The following is a 20,164-nucleotide window of genomic DNA, read 5'->3' as shown; positions in this document are numbered from 1 at the left end:
TCCTGCCGCCGGGCCTGAGCGCCGACCCCGGCTCGCGGCTGGCCGCGCGCATCGCCGAGTGCCGGGACCAGGGCCGGCCGGCCCTCGTCGGCTACCTCCCCGCCGGCTTCCCGACCGTCGACGAGTCCATCGAGGCGGCCGTGGCCCTGGGCACCAACGGCGCCGACGTCATCGAGATCGGCATCCCGTACTCGGACCCCGTCATGGACGGGCCGGTGATCCAGCACGCGACCACCACGGCCCTCGCCAACGGGTTCCGGGTGGCCGACGTGTTCCGCGTGGTCCGTGCCGTGGCCGAGCGCACCGACGCGGTGCCCGTGGTGATGACCTACTGGAACCCCGTCCTGCAGATGGGCGTCGACACGTTCGCCCGCCGGCTCGCCGAGGCCGGGGGAGCGGGGATGATCACCCCCGACCTGATCCCCGACGAGGCCCGGGAGTGGTTCGCCGCGTCCCAGGCCCACGGCCTGGACCGGATCTTCCTGGTGGCGCCCTCCTCCTCGCGGGAGCGGCTCGACCTGGTGGTCAAGGCCGCGAGCGGCTTCGTCTACGCGGTCTCCGTGATGGGCGTCACCGGCGCCCGGGACGCCGTCTCCGACGTCGCCGAGAAGCTCGTGGCGGACACCCGCGCCGCCGGGGCCCAGCACGTGTGCGTGGGCCTGGGCGTCTCCCGCCGGGAGCACGTCGAGGAGATCGGGGCCTACGCGGACGGCGTCATCGTGGGCACCGCCCTCGTGCAGGCGCTGGCCGACGGCGGCCCCGAGGCCGTGGGCGCGCTGGCCCGGGAACTGGCCGGGCGCGCCTGATAGCGTGACGTGGCGCCCCGCCCTCCTCCGGGCGGGGCCGCCCGTCCCGACGACCCCACGAGCCGAGGCCCCACCGCATGCTGCTGAGCGCCGTTCCCCCCGTGCCCGCCCTGATGAGCGCCCCGCTCCGGCAGGGCATCCCCTCCCCGGACTGGTCCGGCTTCTCGCTCGGCCCGCTGACCGTGCACGCCTACGCGCTGTGCATCCTCGCGGGCATCGCGGCCGCGCTGTGGCTGACCACGCGCCGCTGGGCGGCCCGGGGGCTGGACCCGGAGATCGTGTGGGACATCGTGATGTGGGCCGTTCCCGCCGGGATCGTGGGCGCCCGCGTCTACCACGTGCTCATCACCGACCCGGCCGGCTACTTCGGCCCGGGCGCCGACCCCGTCGACGCGCTGCGGATCTGGGAGGGCGGTCTCGGGATCATGGGGGCCGTGGCCTTCGGCGCGGCGGCCGCGTGGTGGGTGTGCCGCCGCAACAACGTCTCCCTGGCCGTCTTCGCCGACGCCGCGGCACCCGGCCTGCTCCTCGCGCAGGCGATCGGGCGCTGGGGCAACTGGTTCAACCAGGAGCTCTTCGGCCGGCCCACCACCGCCCCGTGGGGCCTCGAGATCGACCCCGGAAGCCCGAACTTCCCGGCCGGGCTGCCGGCGGACACCCTCTTCCACCCCACGTTCCTCTACGAGTCCCTGTGGAACCTGCTCGGCGTGGTGCTCCTGCTGGCCCTGGACCGGCGGTTCCGCCTGGACGGCGGCCGCCTCTTCGCGCTCTACCTGGTCCACTACGGCCTGGGCCGGATGCTCATCGAGCTGTTCCTGCGGATCGACCCGTCCCTCATGGTGCTGGGCCTGCGCGTGCACGTGTGGACCGCCCTGGGGCTCGTGCTGCTCGGGCTGGCCCTCTTCGCGGCGGTGGTGCTCCGCCGCCGCAGGGCCCGCGGCGCCGCGGTGGAGGCCTCGCGCGCCTGATACCGCACCGGGGGCCGCACCGGAGCTCCTGGCCGGAGAGTTTTCAGAGCTGTAACATCTGAGTGCTAGATTTTTCCAGCGCCTGACCGGCGGACGGGTGAACCACGTCCACCGCTCCGGTGCACGCCACGATCGTCCATCGTCGGACATTCCTGGAACGGGGCCCTTCCGCCGCCCGGCACCTCCTCGACCACTGCTCGAGGACGCCGGCGGCAGCTCACGATCCGGCGGCACCTCCCGACCGGAGCTCTGCCGCGGGGGCCGCTCCTGTTGACCGCATCCCATGGTGAGGAGACGTCAGTCATGACCTCTACCCCGGCCGGCACCCCCGGTGACACTTCCGCCCAGGGCGGCACGGACCCGCGTCCGGCCGATCCCGCCGAGACCGCGCAGGAGCAGCCGGAGTCCCCGTTCGAGCAGTTCTCCAACGCGCCCGAGGAGCAGGGCCTCTACCACCCGGACGAGGAGAAGGACGCGTGCGGCCTCGCCGTGGTCGCGACCCTCAACGGCGCCCCGAGCCACGAGATCGTCGACGCGGCGCTGACGGCGCTGCGCAACCTGGAGCACCGCGGCGCCGTGGGCGGCGACGAGGGCACCGGTGACGGCGCCGGTCTGCTGACCCAGCTGCCGGACGCGTTCTTCCGCGCCGTGCTGGACTTCGAGCTGCCGCCCCTGGGCGGCTACGCCGTGGGCACCGCGTTCCTCCCGCACGGCGGGGAGAACGCGGAGCGGATCCAGGGCGCCCTCGAGGAGCTCGCGCGCTCCGAGGAGCTGCAGGTCCTCGGCTGGCGGCCCGTCCCGGTCGCCGAGTCCGTGGTGGGCCGGTCCGCGCTGGAGGTCATGCCCTACTTCGTGCAGCTGTTCGTGGCCGAGTCCACGCCGGCCCCCGAGGACGAGGCCGCCCGGCGGCGCCTGGACCAGAAGGCGTTCCGGCTGCGCAAGCGCGCCCAGAACCGGTCCGGCGTCTACTTCCCCTCGCTGTCCTCGCGCACGATCGTCTACAAGGGCATGCTGACCACCCAGCAGCTCGAGCCCTTCTACCCGGACCTGTCCGACGAGCGGTTCACCACCGAGCTCGCGATCGTGCACTCCCGGTTCTCCACCAACACCTTCCCCTCGTGGCCGCTGGCCCAGCCCATGCGCACGCTCGCGCACAACGGCGAGATCAACACCGTCAAGGGCAACCGGAACTGGATGCGCGCCCGCCAGTCGCAGCTGAAGTCCCCGCTGCTGGGCCGCAACCCCGAGGAGCTGTTCCCGATCTGCTCGGAGGGCGCCTCCGACTCGCAGTCCCTGGACGAGGTCGCCGAGCTGCTCGTGCTCTCCGGCCGGCCCGTCACCCAGGCCATGATGATGATGATCCCGGAGGCCTGGGAGAACCACGAGACCATGGACCCCGCCCGCAAGGCGTTCTACCGCTACCACGCCTCCTTCATGGAGCCGTGGGACGGGCCCGCCGCGGTGGCCTTCACCGACGGCGTGCAGGTCGGGTCCCTGCTGGACCGCAACGGGCTGCGCCCCGGCCGGTTCTGGGTCACGGACGACGGCCTGGTCGTCTTCGCCTCGGAGGTCGGCGTCGTCGACGTCGGGGACCGCAAGATCGTGCGCAAGGGCCGCGTGTCCCCGGGCACGATGTTCCTCGTGGACACCGCGCAGGGCCGGATCGTCGAGGACGCCGAGATCAAGGCCCAGATCGCCTCCGCCGCCCCGTGGGAGGAGTGGGCCGACAGCAACATCGTCGACATCACGGACCTCCCCGAGCGCGAGCACATGATCCACCCGCGCTCCTCCATCACCCTGCGCCAGAAGACCTTCGGGTACACGCAGGAGGAGCTGAAGATGATCGTCGGGCCCATGGCGGCCAAGGGCGCCGAGCCCATCTACGCGATGGGCACCGACACCCCGATCGCCGTGCTCTCCGAGAAGTCCCGCACCCTGTTCGACTACTTCGTGCAGTCCTTCGCCCAGGTCACCAACCCCCCGCTGGACGCCATCCGCGAGGAGCTCGTCACGAGCCTGCGCGGCTCCGTGGGCCCCTCCGGCAACCTGCTGACCACCGAGCGGGTCCGAACCCGCCAGGTCGCGGTGGACTTCCCGGTCATCGACAACGACCAGCTGGACCAGTTCCTGCACATCGAGGGCGAGGACGGGATGCCCGCCGCGCTCAAGGTGCGGGGCCTGTACCGCCCCGACGGCGGCGCGGAGTCCCTGCGCGCCCGGATCGCGGAGATCTGCGAGAAGGTCTCCGCGGCCGTGGCCCGCGGCGTCGAGTACGTGATCGTCTCCGACCGCGACTCCAACGGCGCGTGGGCCCCGATCCCGTCGCTGCTGCTCACCTCGGCCGTGCACCACCACCTCCTGCGCTCCGCGACCCGCACCAAGGTGGCGCTGATCGTGGAGGCGGGCGACGTGCGCGAGGTCCACCACGTGGCGTTGCTCATCGGCTACGGCGCGTCCGCGGTGAACCCCTACCTGGCGATGGAGTCCGCGGAGGAGCTGGTCCGCTCGGGCGACCTCACCGGGATCACCACCGAGCACGCGGTGCACAACCTGATCAAGGCCCTGGGCAAGGGCGTGCAGAAGATCATGTCCAAGATGGGCATCTCCACGGTCTCCTCCTACTGCGGCGCCCAGGTCTTCGAGGCCCTCGGCCTGTCGCGCGAGCTCGTGGACGACTACTTCACCGGCACCCACACCCAGATCGGCGGCATCGGCCTCGACGTGATCGCCGAGGAGACGGCCTCCCGCCACCGCCGGGCGTACCCGGCCGACGGCGTGACCGAGCCCCACCGGGACCTCGAGACCGGCGGCGAGTACGACTGGCGCCGGGACGGCCCGCCGCACCTGTTCAACCCGCAGACCGTGTTCCGGCTGCAGCACGCCACCCGCACCGGGCGCTACGACATCTTCAAGTCCTACACGAAGCTCGTGGACGACCAGACGAAGAAGCTGCTGACCCTGCGCGGGCTGCTCGGCTTCACCGCGGACCGCAAGCCGGTGCCGCTCGAGGAGGTCGAGCCCGTCAGCTCGATCGTCAAGCGCTTCCAGACCGGGGCGATGAGCTACGGCTCCATCTCCCAGGAGGCGCACGAGACCCTGGCGATCGCGATGAACCGGCTCGGCGCGAAGTCCAACACCGGTGAGGGCGGCGAGGACGTCGACCGGCTGCTCGACCCGCAGCGGCGCTCGGCGATCAAGCAGGTGGCCTCCGGTCGGTTCGGCGTCACGAGCCTGTACCTGACCAACGCCGACGACATCCAGATCAAGATGGCCCAGGGCGCCAAGCCCGGCGAGGGCGGCCAGCTCATGGCGCAGAAGCTGTACCCGTGGATCGCCCGCACGCGCCACTCCACCCCGGGCGTGTCCCTGATCTCGCCGCCGCCGCACCACGACATCTACTCGATCGAGGACCTGGCGCAGCTGATCTACGACCTCAAGCGCTCCAACCCGCAGGCCCGGGTGCACGTCAAGCTGGTCTCCGAGATCGGCATCGGCACCGTGGCCTCGGGCGTCACCAAGGCCAAGGCGGACGTGGTGCTCGTCTCCGGGCACGACGGCGGCACGGGCGCGGCCCCGCTGAACTCCCTCAAGCACGCCGGCGCCCCCTGGGAGCTCGGCCTCGCCGAGACCCAGCAGACGCTGATGCTCAACGGGCTGCGGGACCGCGTGGTCGTCCAGGCGGACGGGCAGATGAAGACCGGCCGGGACGTGATCGTCGCCGCGCTGCTCGGCGCGGAGGAGTTCGGCTTCGCCACGGCGCCGCTGATCGTCGAGGGCTGCATCATGATGCGCAAGTGCCACCTGGACACCTGCCCGGTGGGCGTGGCCACCCAGAACCCGGAGCTGCGCAAGCGGTTCACGGGGCGGGCCGAGCACGTGGTGAACTTCTTCGAGTTCATCGCCGAGGAGGTCCGGGAGTACCTGGCCCAGCTCGGGTTCCGCTCGATCGAGGAGGCCGTCGGGCACGCCGAGGTCCTCGAGACCAAGGACGCCATCGACCACTGGAAGGCGCACGGGCTGGACCTCTCGCCGATCCTGCACTCCACGGTGCTGGAGCACCGGGGCGCGGCGGTGCGCAACATGCGCGGCCAGGACCACGAGCTGGAGAAGCACTTCGACAACGAGCTGATCCGGCTCTCCCGGGCCGCTCTGGAGAAGCGCGAGCCCGTGCGGATCCAGCAGCACATCATCAACACCGACCGCGCGGTCGGCACGATGCTCGGCCACGTGGTGACGCGGACGTTCGGCACGGACGTCCTCGCCCACGACACCATCGACGTGACGCTCACGGGCCAGGCCGGCCAGTCCCTCGGCGCGTTCCTCCCGCAGGGCATCACCCTGCGGCTCGAGGGCGACGCCAACGACTACAGCGGCAAGGGCCTGTCCGGGGGGCGGATCATCGTGCGCCCCGAGCGGGACGCGGTGTTCGAGGCCTCCGAGAACGTCATCGCGGGCAACGTGATCGGCTACGGCGCCACGAGCGGGGAGATCTTCCTGCGCGGCACCGTGGGCGAGCGGTTCCTGGTGCGCAACTCGGGCGCCACCGCGGTGGTCGAGGGCATCGGCGACCACGGCTGCGAGTACATGACCGGCGGCACCGCCCTGGTGCTGGGCCGCACCGGCCGCAACTTCGGCGCCGGCATGTCCGGCGGCGTGGCCTACGTCATCGACCTCGCCGAGACCTCGGTCAACAAGCAGGCGCGCGACGGCGGCGAGCTGCAGCTGCTGCCCCTGGACGAGGCCGACGCCGAGGTCGTGCTGGCCCTCATCACGAAGCACGCCGAGGAGACGGGCTCCGAGCTCGCGGACCGGCTCCTGGCCGACCCCGTGGCCACGCTCGGGCGTTTCACCAAGGTCCTGCCGCGGGAGTACGCCGCCGTGCAGGGCATCCGCGAAGAGGCCCGGACGCAGGGGCAGGACCCCGACGGCGACGAGGCCTGGCACAAGATCCTGGAGGTGACGACCCGTGGCTGATCCGCGCGGTTTCATGAAGGTGACCGAGCGCGTCGACCGCCCCAAGCGGCCGGTGCCCGTCCGGATCATGGACTGGAAGGAGGTCCAGGAGGCCCAGGACCGGGGGGTCCTGCAGAAGCAGGCCGGCCGGTGCATGGACTGCGGGATCCCCTTCTGCCACGAGGGCTGCCCCCTCGGCAACCTGATCCCCGAGTGGAACGACCTCGTGTGGCGGGGCCTCGACGCCGAGGCGGTCGAGCGCATGCACGCCACCAACAACTTCCCGGAGTTCACCGGGCGGGTCTGCCCGGCCCCGTGCGAGTCCTCGTGCGTGCTCGGCATCAACCAGCCGGCGGTGACCATCAAGCAGATCGAGTACTCGATCGGGGAGATGGGCTTCGACGAGGGCATCGTCAAGCCGTACGTGCCCCAGCGCCTGGTCGGCAAGACCGTGGCGGTCGTGGGCTCCGGTCCCGGCGGCCTCGCGGTCGCCCAGCAGCTGACCCAGGCCGGGTTCACTGTGGCGGTCTACGAGCGCGACGACCGCATCGGCGGGCTGCTGCGCTACGGCATCCCCGACTTCAAGATGGAGAAGGAGGTCCTCGACCGGCGCCTCGACGTGATGCGCGCCGAGGGCACCCGTTTCCGCCCCGGGGTGGAGATCGGCAAGGACATCACCTGGGACCAGCTCAAGCGCCGCTACGACGCCGTGGTGGTCGCCACCGGCGCCACCCGGCCGCGGGACCTCGAGATCCCGGGCCGGGACCTGGACGGCGTCCACTTCGCGATGGACTACCTGGTGCAGGGCAACCGCGTGGTGGCCGGGGACGAGGTCGAGGACCAGATCTCCGCGGCGGGCAAGCACGTGATCGTCCTGGGCGGCGGTGACACCGGCTCCGACTGCATCGGCACCGCCAACCGCCAGGGCGCGGCGTCGATCACGTCCCTGGCGATCGGGCGCAAGCCCGCCGCAGACCGCTCCGACGCCGACCCGTGGCCCATGATGCCCAGGGTCTTCGAGGTCTCGACCTCCCACGAGGAGGGCGGCGACCGCACCTACATGGCCTCCACCGTGGAGTTCGTGGGGAAGGACGGCAGGCTCACCGGCCTGAAGGTCGCCGAGACCGAGTACCTGCCCGACGGCCGGCGCGCGCCCAAGGGCGGCACCGAGCGGGTGATCCCGGCGGACCTCGTCTTCCTGGCCCTGGGCTTCACCGGCAACGAGTCCGAGGACATCACGGAGCAGATCGGCGCCGAGCTGGACGGCCGGACCAACCTGGCCCGGGACGACCGGTACATGACCAGCGTGGACGGCGTGTTCGCGTGCGGCGACGCCGGCCGCGGCCAGTCCCTCGTCGTCTGGGCGATCGCCGAGGGCCGCGCCTGCGCGGCCGCCGTCGAACGGTTCCTCATGGGCTCGACCCGTCTGCCGGAGCCCGTGGCCCCGACCGACCGGGCCATCGACCTCACCCTGTAGGGCGGCACCGGGCCCCACGGTCCCGCGGCGCGGGCCGCCCCCTTCTGAGAGGGCGGCGGTCCGCGCCGTCGCACGTCCGGGGCGGGCGGACGGGCCGGGCGCCTCGACACCGGCGGCGGCGTTGGTAGGCTGGGAACGACCTCCCGCCCCAGGGCGGACATCCAGGCAGTGCGGCCGGGAGCTGCGTCGTGTCCTGCGCGACGGAGCCCCCGGCCGCAGTGCTGTGCACGTCCTCCCCGGTGGCATCCCTCGACCCAAGGCGGCACACATGCGACGAGCAAAGATCGTGGCCACGATCGGCCCGGCCATCTCCTCGTACGAGAACCTCTCCCAGGCGATCCGGTCCGGCATGAACGTGGCCCGGCTCAACATGAGCCACGGCGACCACTCCGTGCACGACGCGTCCTACGAGAACCTGCGGCGCGCCTCGGCGGACGTCGGGCAGACGGTCGCGATCCTCGCGGACCTCCAGGGGCCGAAGATCCGGCTCGGCCGCTTCGCGGACGGTCCGCACGAGCTGCTCCCCGGCGACGTGTTCTCCATCACCGTCGACGACGTCGAGGGCACCGCGAGCCTGTGCTCCACCACGCACAAGGCCCTGCCGGGCGACGTCAACGTGGGCGACCCGCTGCTCATCGACGACGGCCGGGTGGCGCTGCGCGCCACCGCCGTCTCGGACACCACCGTCACCACCGAGGTGGTCGTGGGCGGGGCGGTGTCCAACAACAAGGGCATCAACCTGCCCGGCGTGGCCGTGAACGTCCCCGCCCTGTCCGACAAGGACGAGGACGACCTGCGCTGGGCCCTGCGCCGCGGCGTGGACCTGATCGCCCTGTCCTTCGTGCGCGACGCCAAGGACATCGTGCGGGTGCACGAGATCATGGACGAGGAGGGCCGGCGGCTGCCGGTGATCGCCAAGATCGAGAAGCCGCAGGCGGTGGACTCCCTGCACGAGATCATCGACGCGTTCGACGGCATCATGGTGGCCCGCGGGGACCTCGGCGTGGAGCTGCCGCTGGAGCAGGTCCCGATCGTGCAGAAGCGCGCCATCGAGCTCGCCCGGCGCTGGGCCAAGCCCGTGATCGTCGCGACCCAGGTGCTCGAGTCGATGATCGACAGCCCCCGCCCCACCCGGGCCGAGGCCTCCGACTGCGCCAACGCCGTGCTCGACGGCGCCGACGCGGTCATGCTCTCCGGGGAGACCTCGGTGGGCAAGTACCCGATCGAGACGATCGAGACGATGGCCCGCATCATCGAGGCCATCGAGTCCCAGGCCCTCGAGCGCGTCCCGGCGCTGGGCACGGAGCCCCGAACCCGCGGTGGCGCGGTGACGCGGGCGGCGGTGACCATCGCCCGGCAGCTCGACGTCAGCTACCTCTGCACGTTCACCCAGTCCGGGGACTCCGCCCGCCGGCTCTCCCGGCTGCGCCCGGCCCACCCGATCCTGGCGTTCACCCCGGAGCCCCTCGTCACGGCGCTCATGTCCCTGCTGTGGGGCGTGCAGCCGATCCAGGTCGCGAAGGTCGACCACACCGACGAGATGACCCGGCAGGTCGACCTGCACCTCCAGGAGCAGGGCCTCGCGGGAAAGGACGACCTCGTGGTGATCTGCGCCGGCTCGCCCCCCGGGGTCGCCGGCACCACGAACCTCGTCAAGGTGCACCGCGTGGGCGACGTCGCCGACGCCGGGGAGCTGCTGGGGAGCGGTCAGCGGCGCGAGCGCGTGGGACCGTGGCGGGAGGGGTGAGCAGCCCCCCGGCCATGACCCCCGAGGAGCACTCCCGGGACCTGCGCGAGCACGGGGTCCCCGAGGAGCTGCACGCAGCCTTCCCCGGGCACGGGATGGGCGGTCTCGCCCGGGCGATGGGCATCCGGTTCACGGAGCTCACGCCCGGGCGGGCGGTCGCCACGATGCCGGTCGAGCCGAACACGCAGCCGGGCGGGATCCTGCACGGGGGAGCGCACTGCGTCCTCGCCGAGACGCTCGCCTCGACCGCGGCCAGCGTGCACGCCGGTCCGGGGCGGTACGCGGTGGGTGTCGACGTCAACGCGACGCACCAGCGCGGCGTGGCCTCCGGGACGGTCACCGGCACGTGCACGGCGCTGCACCTGGGCGCTACGCTCACCGTCCACGAGGTCGTGATGACCGACGAGCGGGGGCGGCGGCTGTCCACCGCCCGGGTCACCAACCTGGTGCGGGAGCGGGGCGCCGCGGGCTGACGGCACGGGGGTGGGACGAGAAGACCCCGGACCGAGAGGTCCGGGGTGCTGGTGCCCAAGGTGGGACTCGAACCCACACTCCAGGGGAACCGCATTTTGAGTGCGGCGCGTCTGCCAATTCCGCCACTTGGGCCTGCGGTCGCAGTCCGCGCCGCCTCGGGAGGGCGGCTCCTGCGCTCGACCACTCTACAACAGTTATAGGCTGGGGCTGATCGGACGGAACGCGCGGCGCCGGGCAGTCGGGCGCCGCCGGCCCCGCTGCCCGCGCGGCGCGGGCAACGACGCACCAGCAGCCAAGGAGTCAGCGTGACGGAGCAGCCGAACCCCTCCCCGGCGGAGGAGCCCGAGACCCGCGACGACCTGTCCGGCGAGGCGGCGGAGAACGACCTGCGCCCGGCCCGCCGGGTGGTGGTCGCCGAGGACGAGACCCTGATCCGCCTGGACATCGTGGAGATGCTCCAGGACGCGGGCTACGAGGTGGTCGCGGAGGCCGACAACGGCCAGCGCGCCGTGGAGCTCGCCCGCGAGCACCGCCCCGACCTCGTGCTCATGGACGTGAAGATGCCCGTCCTCGACGGGATCACCGCGGCGGAGCAGATCGCCTCGGACCGGATCGCCCCGGTGGTCCTGCTGACGGCCTTCAGCCAGCGGGAACTCGTGGAGCGCGCCCGCGAGGCGGGGGCCATGGCCTACGTGGTCAAGCCGTTCACGGTGGACGACCTCGTGCCCGCGATCGAGATCGCGATCTCCCGCGCCGAGGAGATCGCCGCGCTCGAGCGCGAGGTCTCGGACATGAAGGAGCAGTTCGCCACCCGCAAGCTCGTGGAGCGCGCGAAGTCGCTGCTGACCACCAAGATGGGCCTCACTGAGCCCGAGGCGTTCCGCTGGATCCAGAAGACCTCCATGGACCGCCGGCTCTCCATGCGGGAGGTCGCCGAGGCCATCATCAACCAGGTCGCCTGAGCGCACCGTCCGGCCGCGCGGGCTGACCCGCCGGGCCCCGGCGGACCGCCGACCCCCGCTCCCGCCCGGCCCTAGGATGGGTCCGTGGAGAAAACGACGCAGCACACGCAGACCGACCCGAGCCCCGAGACCGCTGTCCGCACGGTGACCGTCGGGACCGACACCGACCACCCCGTCGACGTCGAGATCCCCCACCCGGTCTCCCGGCCCGAGCGCAAGCTGCTGCTGGTCGACGGCCACTCCCTGGCGTTCCGCGCGTTCTTCGCGCTGTCCCGCGCCGCGGAGTACGGCGGCGGGCCCGCCTTCGTGACCTCCGACGGCCGGCACACCGAGGCCGTCTACGGCTTCGTGAACACGCTCGTGAAGCTGATCCGCGAGCAGAGGCCCACCCACCTGGTGGTCTCCTTCGACCTCGACGGCCCCACCCTGCGCTCCCAGGAGTACGAGGAGTACAAGGGCGGACGGGACGAGACGCCCGAGGAGTTCCACGGGCAGGTCCCGCAGATCCGCCGGATCCTCGACGCCCTGGGCGTGCCCGTGGTCACCGCCGAGGGCCACGAGGCCGACGACGTCCTCGCCACCCTCGCCCGCCGCGGCGCCGAGCAGGACTATGAGGTGCTGGTCTTCTCCGGGGACCGGGACGCCTTCCAGATGATCGACGAGCACGTCACGGTGGTCTACCCCGGACGCACCCCGTCCGACCTCAAGCACATGGACGCCGCCGCAGTGGTGGAGAAGTACAAGGTGCCGCCCCAGCACTACCCGGACCTCGCGGCCCTGACCGGGGAGCAGGCCGACAACCTCCCCGGGATCCCCGGCGTGGGCGCGGGGTTCGCGGCCAAGTGGATCCTCGCCTACGGCGGCGTCGACGCGATCCTCGCGCACGCGGACCGCGTCAAGGGCAAGAAGGGCGAGGCGCTGCGCGAGCACCGCGCCGACGTCGAGCGCAACCGCCGGCTCAACCGCCTGATCACCGATCTCGCGCTGGACGTCGACCTCGCCGACGCCGGCCTGCCCGTGCCCGACGCCCAGGCGGTGGGGGAGGTCTTCGACGACCTCGAGTTCGGCGACGGCCTGCGCAACCGGCTCTTCGACGCCTTCGGGCGCCCCGCCGAGGAGGCGGCCCCGCCGGCCGACCTCGGCCTGGGCGAGGTCGAGCGTCCCGGCACCGCCGAGGACCTCGAGCAGTGGCTGGCCGGCGGGGAGGGCCCCGTGGTGCTGCACGCCCTGCACCGCGACGACGACCCCGTGCTGCCGGGCGCCCGCGAGCTCTCCGGGGTGGTCCTCGCCCGCGGCGGCCACCAGCCGTCCGCGCTGTTCCTGGACCTCGCGGCCGCCGACTCCGGCCTCGAGTCCGCACTGGCCCGCTGGCTGGCCGACGCGGACCGGCCCAAGATCGTGGACGGGCTCAAGGACGTCTGGAAGTCCCTCGCGGTGCGCGGCCTGCCGCTGGCCGGGGTCGTGGACGACCCCCAGCTCTCGGCCTACCTGCTGCAGCCGGCGCGGCGCAGCTACGAGCTCCCCGCGCTGCTCGAGGACCGGCTCGGTCTGGCGGTGGCCCCCGCCGCGGACGGGCCCGCCGCCGAGGGGCAGCAGCAGCTCGCCCTGGACGCCGAGCCCTGGCCCGCCCCGGCGGTGCTGCGGCGGGAGGCCGAGCTGGCGGTCGCCACCGTCCAGCTCTCCGAGCACCTGCTGGAGAAGCTGGCCGAGACCCACCAGACCGCCCTCCTCACGGACCTCGAGCTGCCCCTGGCCGTGGTGCTGGGCCGGATGGAGCTCGCCGGGATCGCCGTGGACCCCGAGGGGGTGCAGGTCCTGCTCGACGACTTCGCCCGGGTGATCGAGCAGGCGCAGCAGGAGGCGCACGCCCAGATCGCGGAGCCCGTGAACCTCGGCTCCACCAAGCAGCTGCAGCAGGTGATGTTCCAGGAGCTGGGGCTGCCGAAGACCAAGAAGATCAAGTCCGGCTTCACGACCGACGCCGACGCCGTGGCGGAGCTGCTCACCCGCACCGACCCGGACTCCAAGGGGCACCGCTTCCTCGCCGGCCTGCTGGCCTACCGGGACGCCAACAAGCTCCGCCAGACCGTCGAGGGCCTGCAGAAGGCCATCGCCGAGGACGGCCGCGTGCACACCACCTACATGCAGAACGTCGCCGCCACCGGCCGGCTGTCCTCCACCAACCCCAACCTGCAGAACATCCCCGTGCGCACCGAGGAGGGCCGCCGCATCCGCGGGCTGTTCGTGGTCGGGCGCCCGGCGGACGGGCGGGCCTACGAGCAGCTGCTCACCGCCGACTACTCCCAGATCGAGATGCGCATCATGGCGCACCTGTCCGGGGACGAGGCGCTGATCGAGGCGTTCCGCAGCGGCGAGGACCTGCACCGCTTCGTCGGCTCGAAGATCTTCGGCGTGGCCCCGGAGGAGGTCACCGCGCCCATGCGCTCCAAGGTCAAGGCCATGAGCTACGGGCTGGTCTACGGGCTGAGCTCCTTCGGGCTCTCCAAGCAGCTGCGGATCCCCGTGGACGAGGCCCGCACCCTGATGAGCGACTACTTCACCCGGTTCGGGGCGGTGCGCGACTACCTGCGCGGCGTCGTGGAGCAGGCCCGCGAGGACGGCTACACGGCCACGATCGACGGACGCCGCCGATACCTCCCGGACCTCTCCAGCGACAACCGGCAGCTGCGCTCCATGGCCGAGCGCGCCGCCCTCAACGCCCCCATCCAGGGCTCGGCCGCCGACATCATCAAGAAGGCGATGCTCGGGGTGGACCGGCGCTTCGCCGACGAGGGCCTCGGCTCCCGGATGCTCCTGCAGGTCCACGACGAGCTCGTGGTGGAGGTCGTGCGCGGGGAGCGCGAGACCGTGGAGCGGGTGCTGCGCGAGGAGATGGGCGGCGCCGCCGAGCTATCGGTGCCGCTGGAGGTCAACGTCGGCGCGGGCCGCTCCTGGCACGAGGCGGCCCACTGACCGGCCGGACCGGCGCCCCGGCCGGCCCGCTCCCCGACCCCACCGCGAACGAGGAACCCACCATGGACCCCCAGCACGACGCTCCGACGACACCGTCCACCCCCGGCACCGTGACCGAGTCCTACTCGGCCGGCGGGCACGACTACACCTTCGCGGAGTTCGGCGTGGGCCCCGGCGGCGTCGCGACCAACCCCGCCGCCGTGGAGTGGGTGCGGGCCATCCGGCAGGGCTTCCACCAGGCGGAGCCGACCGACGAGACCCTCGAGCGCACCCTGTCCTGGATGCACGCCGAGCGGGTGCGGCTGCGAGCGGCGTACCCGCACGCCGTGCCGGAGGCGGCACTCCCCACCCGGCGGCCCGTGGCGACCTTCACCTCCTGGGAGGGCTCGCTCAACGCGGGCCGCGGCCGGCTGCTGCGGGCCCGGCTCATCTCCGAGGTCACCGTGCGGCCCACGCACAGCCGCCGCGGGCTGCTGCGCCGGCTCATGACGGGGGAGCTCGACCGCGCCCGGCGGGACGGCTACCCCGTAGCGCTGCTGACCGCGACCGAGGCCACCATCTACGGCCGGTTCGGCTTCGGCGCGGCCACGTTCAACCGTGAGGTCACCGTGGACGCCACGACCCGCCTGCAGCTCAAGGCGCCGTCCGTGGGCAGCGTGGAGATGGCCGACGGCGAGGCGGTGCGCCAGCTCGCCCCCGTGCTCTTCCAGCGCTTCCACGAGAGCTCCCACGGATCGGTGAGCCGGGTGGCCTACCACTGGCCCGAGTACACGGGGGAGTACGCCATCACCCCGCAGAAGGCGGACCCCGAGGTGCGCTGCGCCGTGCACTACGACGACGCGATGCGCCCGGACGGCTACGTGACCTACCGGTTCGAGCCCAACACCTCCTACCCGCTGACCCTGACGGTGCTCGACCTCGTGGGCGCCTCCCCGGACGTGTCGATCGCCCTGTGGGAGTTCGTGACCTCCCTGGACCTCGTGGACCAGGTCCGCTTCGGCCGCGCCCCCGTGGAGGACCCGCTGGTGTGGGCGATGGCGGACCGGGCCAAGTACCGCGTCACCGCGGAGTCCGACAAGGTGTGGGTGCGGGTCCTGGACCCCGCCGCCGCGCTGGAGGCCCGCCCGTACACCTTCCGCGGGCGGATCGTGATCTCCCTCGTGGACTCGATGGGCTACGCCGACGGCGTCTGGGCGCTGGACACCAGCAGCGGCAAGCCCGTGGTCGAGCGGCTGGGCGACCGGCCCCGCACCGCCGACGACGACGCCGGGCGCTCGGTCCCCGCGGTGGAGCTGCCCGACGGGGCCGACGTGGCGATGCGGGTGGACGTGCTCGGGTCCCTGTACCTCGGGGCGGTGAAGGCGAGCACCCTCGCACAGGCGGGGCTGATCGTGGCCCGGGACGAGGACGCGCTGCGGGACCTGCAGGACTTCATGGAGACCCCGACCGCCCCGTACGGCGTCACACAGTTCTGAGCCCGCGCGGCGCGGCGGGTCGCGTGTTGCGCCCCTTTTCCTCCGTCCGTAGACTGATCCGGTGCGTGCTCTGCACGTGCCCTGTCCAGCAATCCTTCGGAACGGCCGCGGTCCGGCCGGACAATCTCCGTTCCGACTGATCACAAACTATCCCCATCGGAGCCCCTACTACATGACCACCACCACCCCGCAGGTTGCCGTCAACGACATCGGGTCCGCCGAGGACTTCCTCGCCGCTGTCGACGCGACCATCAAGTACTTCAACGACGGCGACCTCGTCGAGGGCACCGTCGTCAAGGTCGACCGCGACGAGGTCCTTCTCGACATCGGCTACAAGACCGAGGGCGTCATCCCGTCCCGCGAGCTGTCCATCAAGCACGATGTCGACCCGGACGAGGTCGTGACCGTGGGTGATGAGGTCGAGGCTCTGGTCCTCACCAAGGAGGACAAGGAAGGCCGCCTGATCCTGTCCAAGAAGCGGGCTCAGTACGAGCGCGCCTGGGGCGACATCGAGAAGATCAAGGAGGACGACGGCGTCGTCACCGGCACCGTCATCGAGGTCGTCAAGGGTGGCCTCATCCTCGACATCGGCCTGCGCGGCTTCCTCCCCGCCTCCCTCGTCGAGATGCGCCGCGTGCGCGACCTCGCGCCGTACATCGGCCAGCAGATCGAGGCGAAGATCATCGAGCTGGACAAGAACCGCAACAACGTGGTCCTGTCCCGCCGTGCCTGGCTCGAGCAGACCCAGTCCGAGGTCCGCTCCAACTTCCTGCACAAGCTCGAGAAGGGCCAGGTCCGCACGGGCACGGTCTCCTCGATCGTCAACTTCGGTGCCTTCGTGGACCTGGGCGGCGTCGACGGTCTCGTGCACGTCTCCGAGCTGTCCTGGAAGCACATCGACCACCCCTCCGAGGTCGTCGAGGTCGGCCAGGAGGTCACCGTCGAGGTCCTGGACGTCGACATGGACCGCGAGCGCGTCTCCCTGTCGCTGAAGGCGACCCAGGAGGACCCGTGGCAGCTGTTCGCCCGCACCCACGCCCTCGGGCAGGTCGTGCCGGGCAAGGTCACCAAGCTCGTCCCCTTCGGCGCGTTCGTGCGCGTCGAGGACGGCATCGAGGGTCTGGTGCACATCTCCGAGCTGGCCCAGCGCCACGTGGACATGGCCGAGCAGGTCGTCTCCGTGGGCGACGAGCTGTTCGTCAAGGTCATCGACATCGACCTGGACCGCCGCCGCATCTCGCTGTCGCTCAAGCAGGCCAACGAGGGCGTGGACCCGGACTCCACCGAGTTCGACCCGGCCCAGTACGGCATGGCCGCCGAGTACGACGACCAGGGCAACTACAAGTACCCCGAGGGCTTCGATCCCGAGACCAACGAGTGGATCGAGGGCTACGAGACCCAGCGCGCCGCCTGGGAGCAGCAGTACGCCGACGCCCAGTCGCGCTGGGAGGCGCACAAGGAGCAGGTTCGGAAGTCGATCGCCGAGGACGCCGAGGCCGCCGCCGGCGGCACGACGAGCTCCTCGTCCTCGTCCTCCTCGTCCTCCTCCTCGTCCGCGCCGGCCCCGACCAGCTACTCCTCCGAGGCCCCGGCCGCCGACTCCGGCACCCTGGCCTCCGACGAGGCCCTGGCCGCTCTGCGCGAGAAGCTGACCGGAGCCTGATCCGACAGGCACCGCCAGGCCGTTCCGCACGGCGCTGACCACGACGGCCCCCACCCTTCGCAGGGTGGGGGCCGTCGTGCTGTCCCCGGGGCCGCCGGACCGGCCGGGCGCCGCTCAGGGCCGGCTGCCGGCGGGGGTGTCCACCCAGTCCGTGCCGACGGGCCGCAGGACACCGGCGCCGGCGGTCAGCGAGGCCACGCGGGAGTGCAGCGCGGCGACGGCCGCGTCGTCGTCGGGCAGGGCGAGGCCCAGCTCCGCGCCGGCCGCCCCGTAGGCGGTGTCCAGGACCGTGGTCCCGGCCGCGCGCAGCTCGTTCTCGATCCGGCCCGCGTCCGCGTGGGAGGCGGGGAGCCGGTAGAGGCGCTGCCGCCGGCGGACCACCAGGGACGCGCCGTCGAGGGCCTGGGACACGGCCTCGGAGTAGGCCCGGACCAGCCCGCCGGCGCCGAGCAGGGTGCCGCCGAACCAGCGGACCACCACGGCGCTCGCGTCCGAGAGGTCGGTGACGTCCCGGCCGGCGGCGTCCGTGGCGGTGCGCCGCAGCACGAGGGCCTCGAGCATCGGCAGGCCCGCGGTGCCCGTGGGCTCGCCGTCGTCCGAGGAGCGCTGCACGTCCCGGTCCGGGCCCAGGACGAACGCCGAGCAGTGGTGGCGGGCGTCGTGGAATCCGCGCCGCAGCTCCTCGGCCAGGGCCCGGGCCTCGGCCTCCGTGGACGCCCGCCGCAGCACCGCCAGGAAGCGGGAGCGCTTGATCTCCAGCTCGGCCACCGCCTCCGTGCCCGCGGCGAGCGTCGTGTACCGGGTCGCGCGGCTGAGCAGGGGGTCCGGGTCCATGCTCCCCACTCTAGGCCGGGCCCCGCGCGCCCTCGACGGGACTGGGACGGGGTGCTAGACAGGGGAGCAGCCGCGACCGAGGGAGCAGACATGCGCATCGCCGACACCTCCGACCTCTGGTGGAAGCAGGCGGTCGTGTACTGCGTGGACGTCGAGCGGTTCCTGGACACGGACGGCAACGGCGTCGGCGACATCGCCGGGCTGGCCGAGAGGGTGGACTACCTGGCGGAGCTCGGCGTCACCTGCCTGTGGCTCATGCCGTTCTACCCTTCGCCCAACCGGGACGACGGCTACGACATCACCGACTTCTACGGCGTCGACCAGCGGCTGGGCAGCTTCGGCGACCTCGTGGAGCTCGTACGCACCGCCCAGGACCGCGGTCTGCGGGTCATCGCCGACCTCGTGGTCAACCACACCTCCGACCAGCACCCGTGGTTCCAGGCCGCCCGCTCGAGCACGGACAGCCCGTACCGCGACTACTACGTGTGGCGGGCCGACGAGCCGCCGGACACCTCCGGGAAGGCCGTGTTCCCCGACCAGGAGGGCGGCATCTGGACCGGGGACGAGATCACCGGGCACTGGTACCTGCACCGCTTCTACCGCCACCAGCCGGACCTCAACCTCTCCCACCCCAAGGTGCGGGACGAGATCGCGAAGATCGTCGGGTTCTGGCTGCACCTGGGCCTCGACGGCTTCCGCGTGGACGGGATCCCCCAGCTGCTCACGCTGGCGCAGGGCGACGACTTCGAGAACCGGGGCGGGTTCACGGACCCGCACGGGTTCCTGCGCTCGCTGCGCAGGTTCGCCAACCGCCGCAACGGCCGGGCCGCCCTGCTGGGCGAGGTCAACCTGCCCTACCAGCAGCAGCTCGAGCTGTTCGGCACCGAGGACGCGGGGGAGCTGACCATGATCTTCGACTTCGTGGCCATGCAGAACCTCTACCTCTCGCTGGCCCGCCGGGACGCCGGGCCGCTGGCGACCGCCCTGAAGAACCGGCCCCGCATCCCGCAGGACGCCCAGTGGGCCAACTTCGTGCGCAACCACGACGAGCTCACCCTCGACCAGCTCTCCGCGTCCGAGCGGGAGGAGGTCTTCGCCGCCTTCGGGCCCGAGGAGCGCATGCAGATCTACGGCCGGGGCCTCACCCGGCGGCTGCCGCCCATGCTGGACGGGGACCGGCAGCGCATCCGGATGGTCTACTCGCTGCTCTTCTCCCTGCCGGGCACCCCGGTGCTGTACTACGGCGAGGAGATCGGCATGGGCGAGAACCTCGCCGCCGAGGGCCGCATGGCCGTCCGCACGCCCATGCAGTGGACCTCCGGGCGCAACGGGGGGTTCTCCTCCGCCGGCGCCGAGGACCTCTCCGGCCCCGTCGTCGAGGGCGAGTTCGGCCCCGCGGCCGTGAACGTGGCCGACGCCAAGCGGGACCCCGACTCCCTGCTGAACTTCGTCACTGCCCTGGCCCGCCGCTACCGCGAGTGCACCGAGCTGGCCTGGGGGCCTGCCGAGGTCCTGGACCAGCCGCGGCGGGAGGTCCTCGCCCACCGGTGCTCGTGGGAGGGCTCCGGCATCGTGGCGCTGCACAACTTCTCGGCCGAGCCCACCACGGTGCCGCTGCGGCTGCCGGACGAGGAGGAGGGCACCGAGCTGCTGGACCTGCTGGGCAGCGGGACGTGCACCCTCGACGCCGGCTCCTCGGCCGAGCTGGCACTGGAGGGCTACGGGTACCGCTGGCTGCGGGTGCAGCGGGCGCACGGGCCCGGCACGCTGCCGGACGTCATGACCACCGTGGCCGGGGCCGGGGAGGCCTGAGCGCTCGTCGGGGCGCGGCC

The 20,164-nt window shown here is 72.4% G+C and carries 12 protein-coding genes and 1 tRNA gene; 11 read left to right on the top strand and 2 right to left on the bottom strand.

The window, feature by feature from the left end; translation table 11 throughout:
* Positions 1–2 precede the first annotated feature (2 nt).
* The 6 genes from trpA (at position 3) to RF644_RS09250 (ending at position 10,424) form a co-directional block, all read left to right on the top strand.
* The gene (trpA, locus tag RF644_RS09275; protein WP_052132747.1) at positions 3–806 is read left to right on the top strand and encodes a tryptophan synthase subunit alpha; all 804 of its coding nucleotides are present in this window, start codon (positions 3–5) and stop codon (positions 804–806) included.
* Positions 807–883: 77 nt separating this feature from the next.
* Positions 884–1,774: a prolipoprotein diacylglyceryl transferase gene (lgt, locus tag RF644_RS09270; protein ID WP_368796308.1), complete on the top strand. Its 891-nt coding sequence runs from the start codon at positions 884–886 to the stop codon at positions 1,772–1,774.
* A 303-nt stretch (positions 1,775–2,077) separates the two neighbouring features.
* Complete coding sequence (gene gltB, locus RF644_RS09265) at positions 2,078–6,748, top strand: glutamate synthase large subunit (RefSeq protein ID WP_368796307.1); 4,671 nt, start codon at positions 2,078–2,080, stop codon at positions 6,746–6,748.
* A complete protein-coding gene (locus tag RF644_RS09260) occupies positions 6,741–8,204 on the top strand; it encodes a glutamate synthase subunit beta (protein ID WP_368796306.1) in 1,464 nt (487 codons plus the stop codon). The genes gltB and RF644_RS09260 overlap by 8 nt, the downstream gene beginning before the upstream one ends.
* A 268-nt stretch (positions 8,205–8,472) precedes the next feature.
* Complete coding sequence (gene pyk / locus RF644_RS09255) at positions 8,473–9,951, top strand: pyruvate kinase (RefSeq protein ID WP_368796305.1); 1,479 nt, start codon at positions 8,473–8,475, stop codon at positions 9,949–9,951.
* On the top strand, positions 9,948–10,424 hold the full coding sequence (locus tag RF644_RS09250) for a PaaI family thioesterase (protein ID WP_017832866.1): 477 nt from the start codon (positions 9,948–9,950) through the stop codon (positions 10,422–10,424). Before pyk ends, RF644_RS09250 begins: the two co-directional genes overlap by 4 nt.
* A 49-nt stretch (positions 10,425–10,473) precedes the next feature.
* Here RF644_RS09250 and RF644_RS09245 read toward each other — a convergent pair.
* Positions 10,474–10,557, bottom strand: a tRNA-Leu gene (locus RF644_RS09245).
* A gap of 227 nt (positions 10,558–10,784) precedes the next feature.
* Between RF644_RS09245 and RF644_RS09240 the strand changes: the two genes are divergently transcribed.
* The 4 genes from RF644_RS09240 (at position 10,785) to rpsA (ending at position 17,498) form a co-directional block, all read left to right on the top strand.
* Complete coding sequence (locus RF644_RS09240) at positions 10,785–11,387, top strand: ANTAR domain-containing response regulator (protein WP_031282683.1); 603 nt, start codon at positions 10,785–10,787, stop codon at positions 11,385–11,387.
* An 84-nt stretch (positions 11,388–11,471) separates the two neighbouring features.
* On the top strand, positions 11,472–14,360 hold the full coding sequence (gene polA / locus RF644_RS09235) for a DNA polymerase I (protein ID WP_368796304.1): 2,889 nt from the start codon (positions 11,472–11,474) through the stop codon (positions 14,358–14,360).
* Positions 14,361–14,422: 62 nt separating this feature from the next.
* A complete protein-coding gene (locus tag RF644_RS09230) occupies positions 14,423–15,835 on the top strand; it encodes a GNAT family N-acetyltransferase (protein WP_368796303.1) in 1,413 nt (470 codons plus the stop codon).
* A 172-nt stretch (positions 15,836–16,007) separates the two neighbouring features.
* Positions 16,008–17,498 (top strand): 30S ribosomal protein S1, encoded by a 1,491-nt coding sequence (gene rpsA, locus RF644_RS09225; RefSeq protein WP_035924005.1) that lies wholly within the window; start codon positions 16,008–16,010, stop codon positions 17,496–17,498.
* A gap of 114 nt (positions 17,499–17,612) precedes the next feature.
* On the opposite strand, the gene RF644_RS09220 is transcribed toward rpsA, so the two are convergent.
* Complete coding sequence (locus tag RF644_RS09220) at positions 17,613–18,332, bottom strand: YigZ family protein (protein WP_126350094.1); 720 nt, start codon at positions 18,330–18,332, stop codon at positions 17,613–17,615.
* A gap of 90 nt (positions 18,333–18,422) precedes the next feature.
* On the opposite strand from RF644_RS09220, the gene RF644_RS09215 reads away from it, so the two are divergent.
* Positions 18,423–20,144, top strand: coding sequence for an alpha-amylase family protein (locus RF644_RS09215; RefSeq protein WP_368796302.1), 1,722 nt, complete (start codon positions 18,423–18,425; stop codon positions 20,142–20,144).
* The last annotated feature ends 20 nt before the right edge of the window (positions 20,145–20,164 follow it).

This window comes from Kocuria sp. CPCC 205258 (genome assembly GCF_040981005.1).
GTDB classification, from domain to species: Bacteria; Actinomycetota; Actinomycetes; order Actinomycetales; family Micrococcaceae; genus Kocuria; species Kocuria rosea.
Note: the sequence above shows the minus strand (reverse complement) of the source record. Positions and strands in the feature narration are given on the sequence as shown.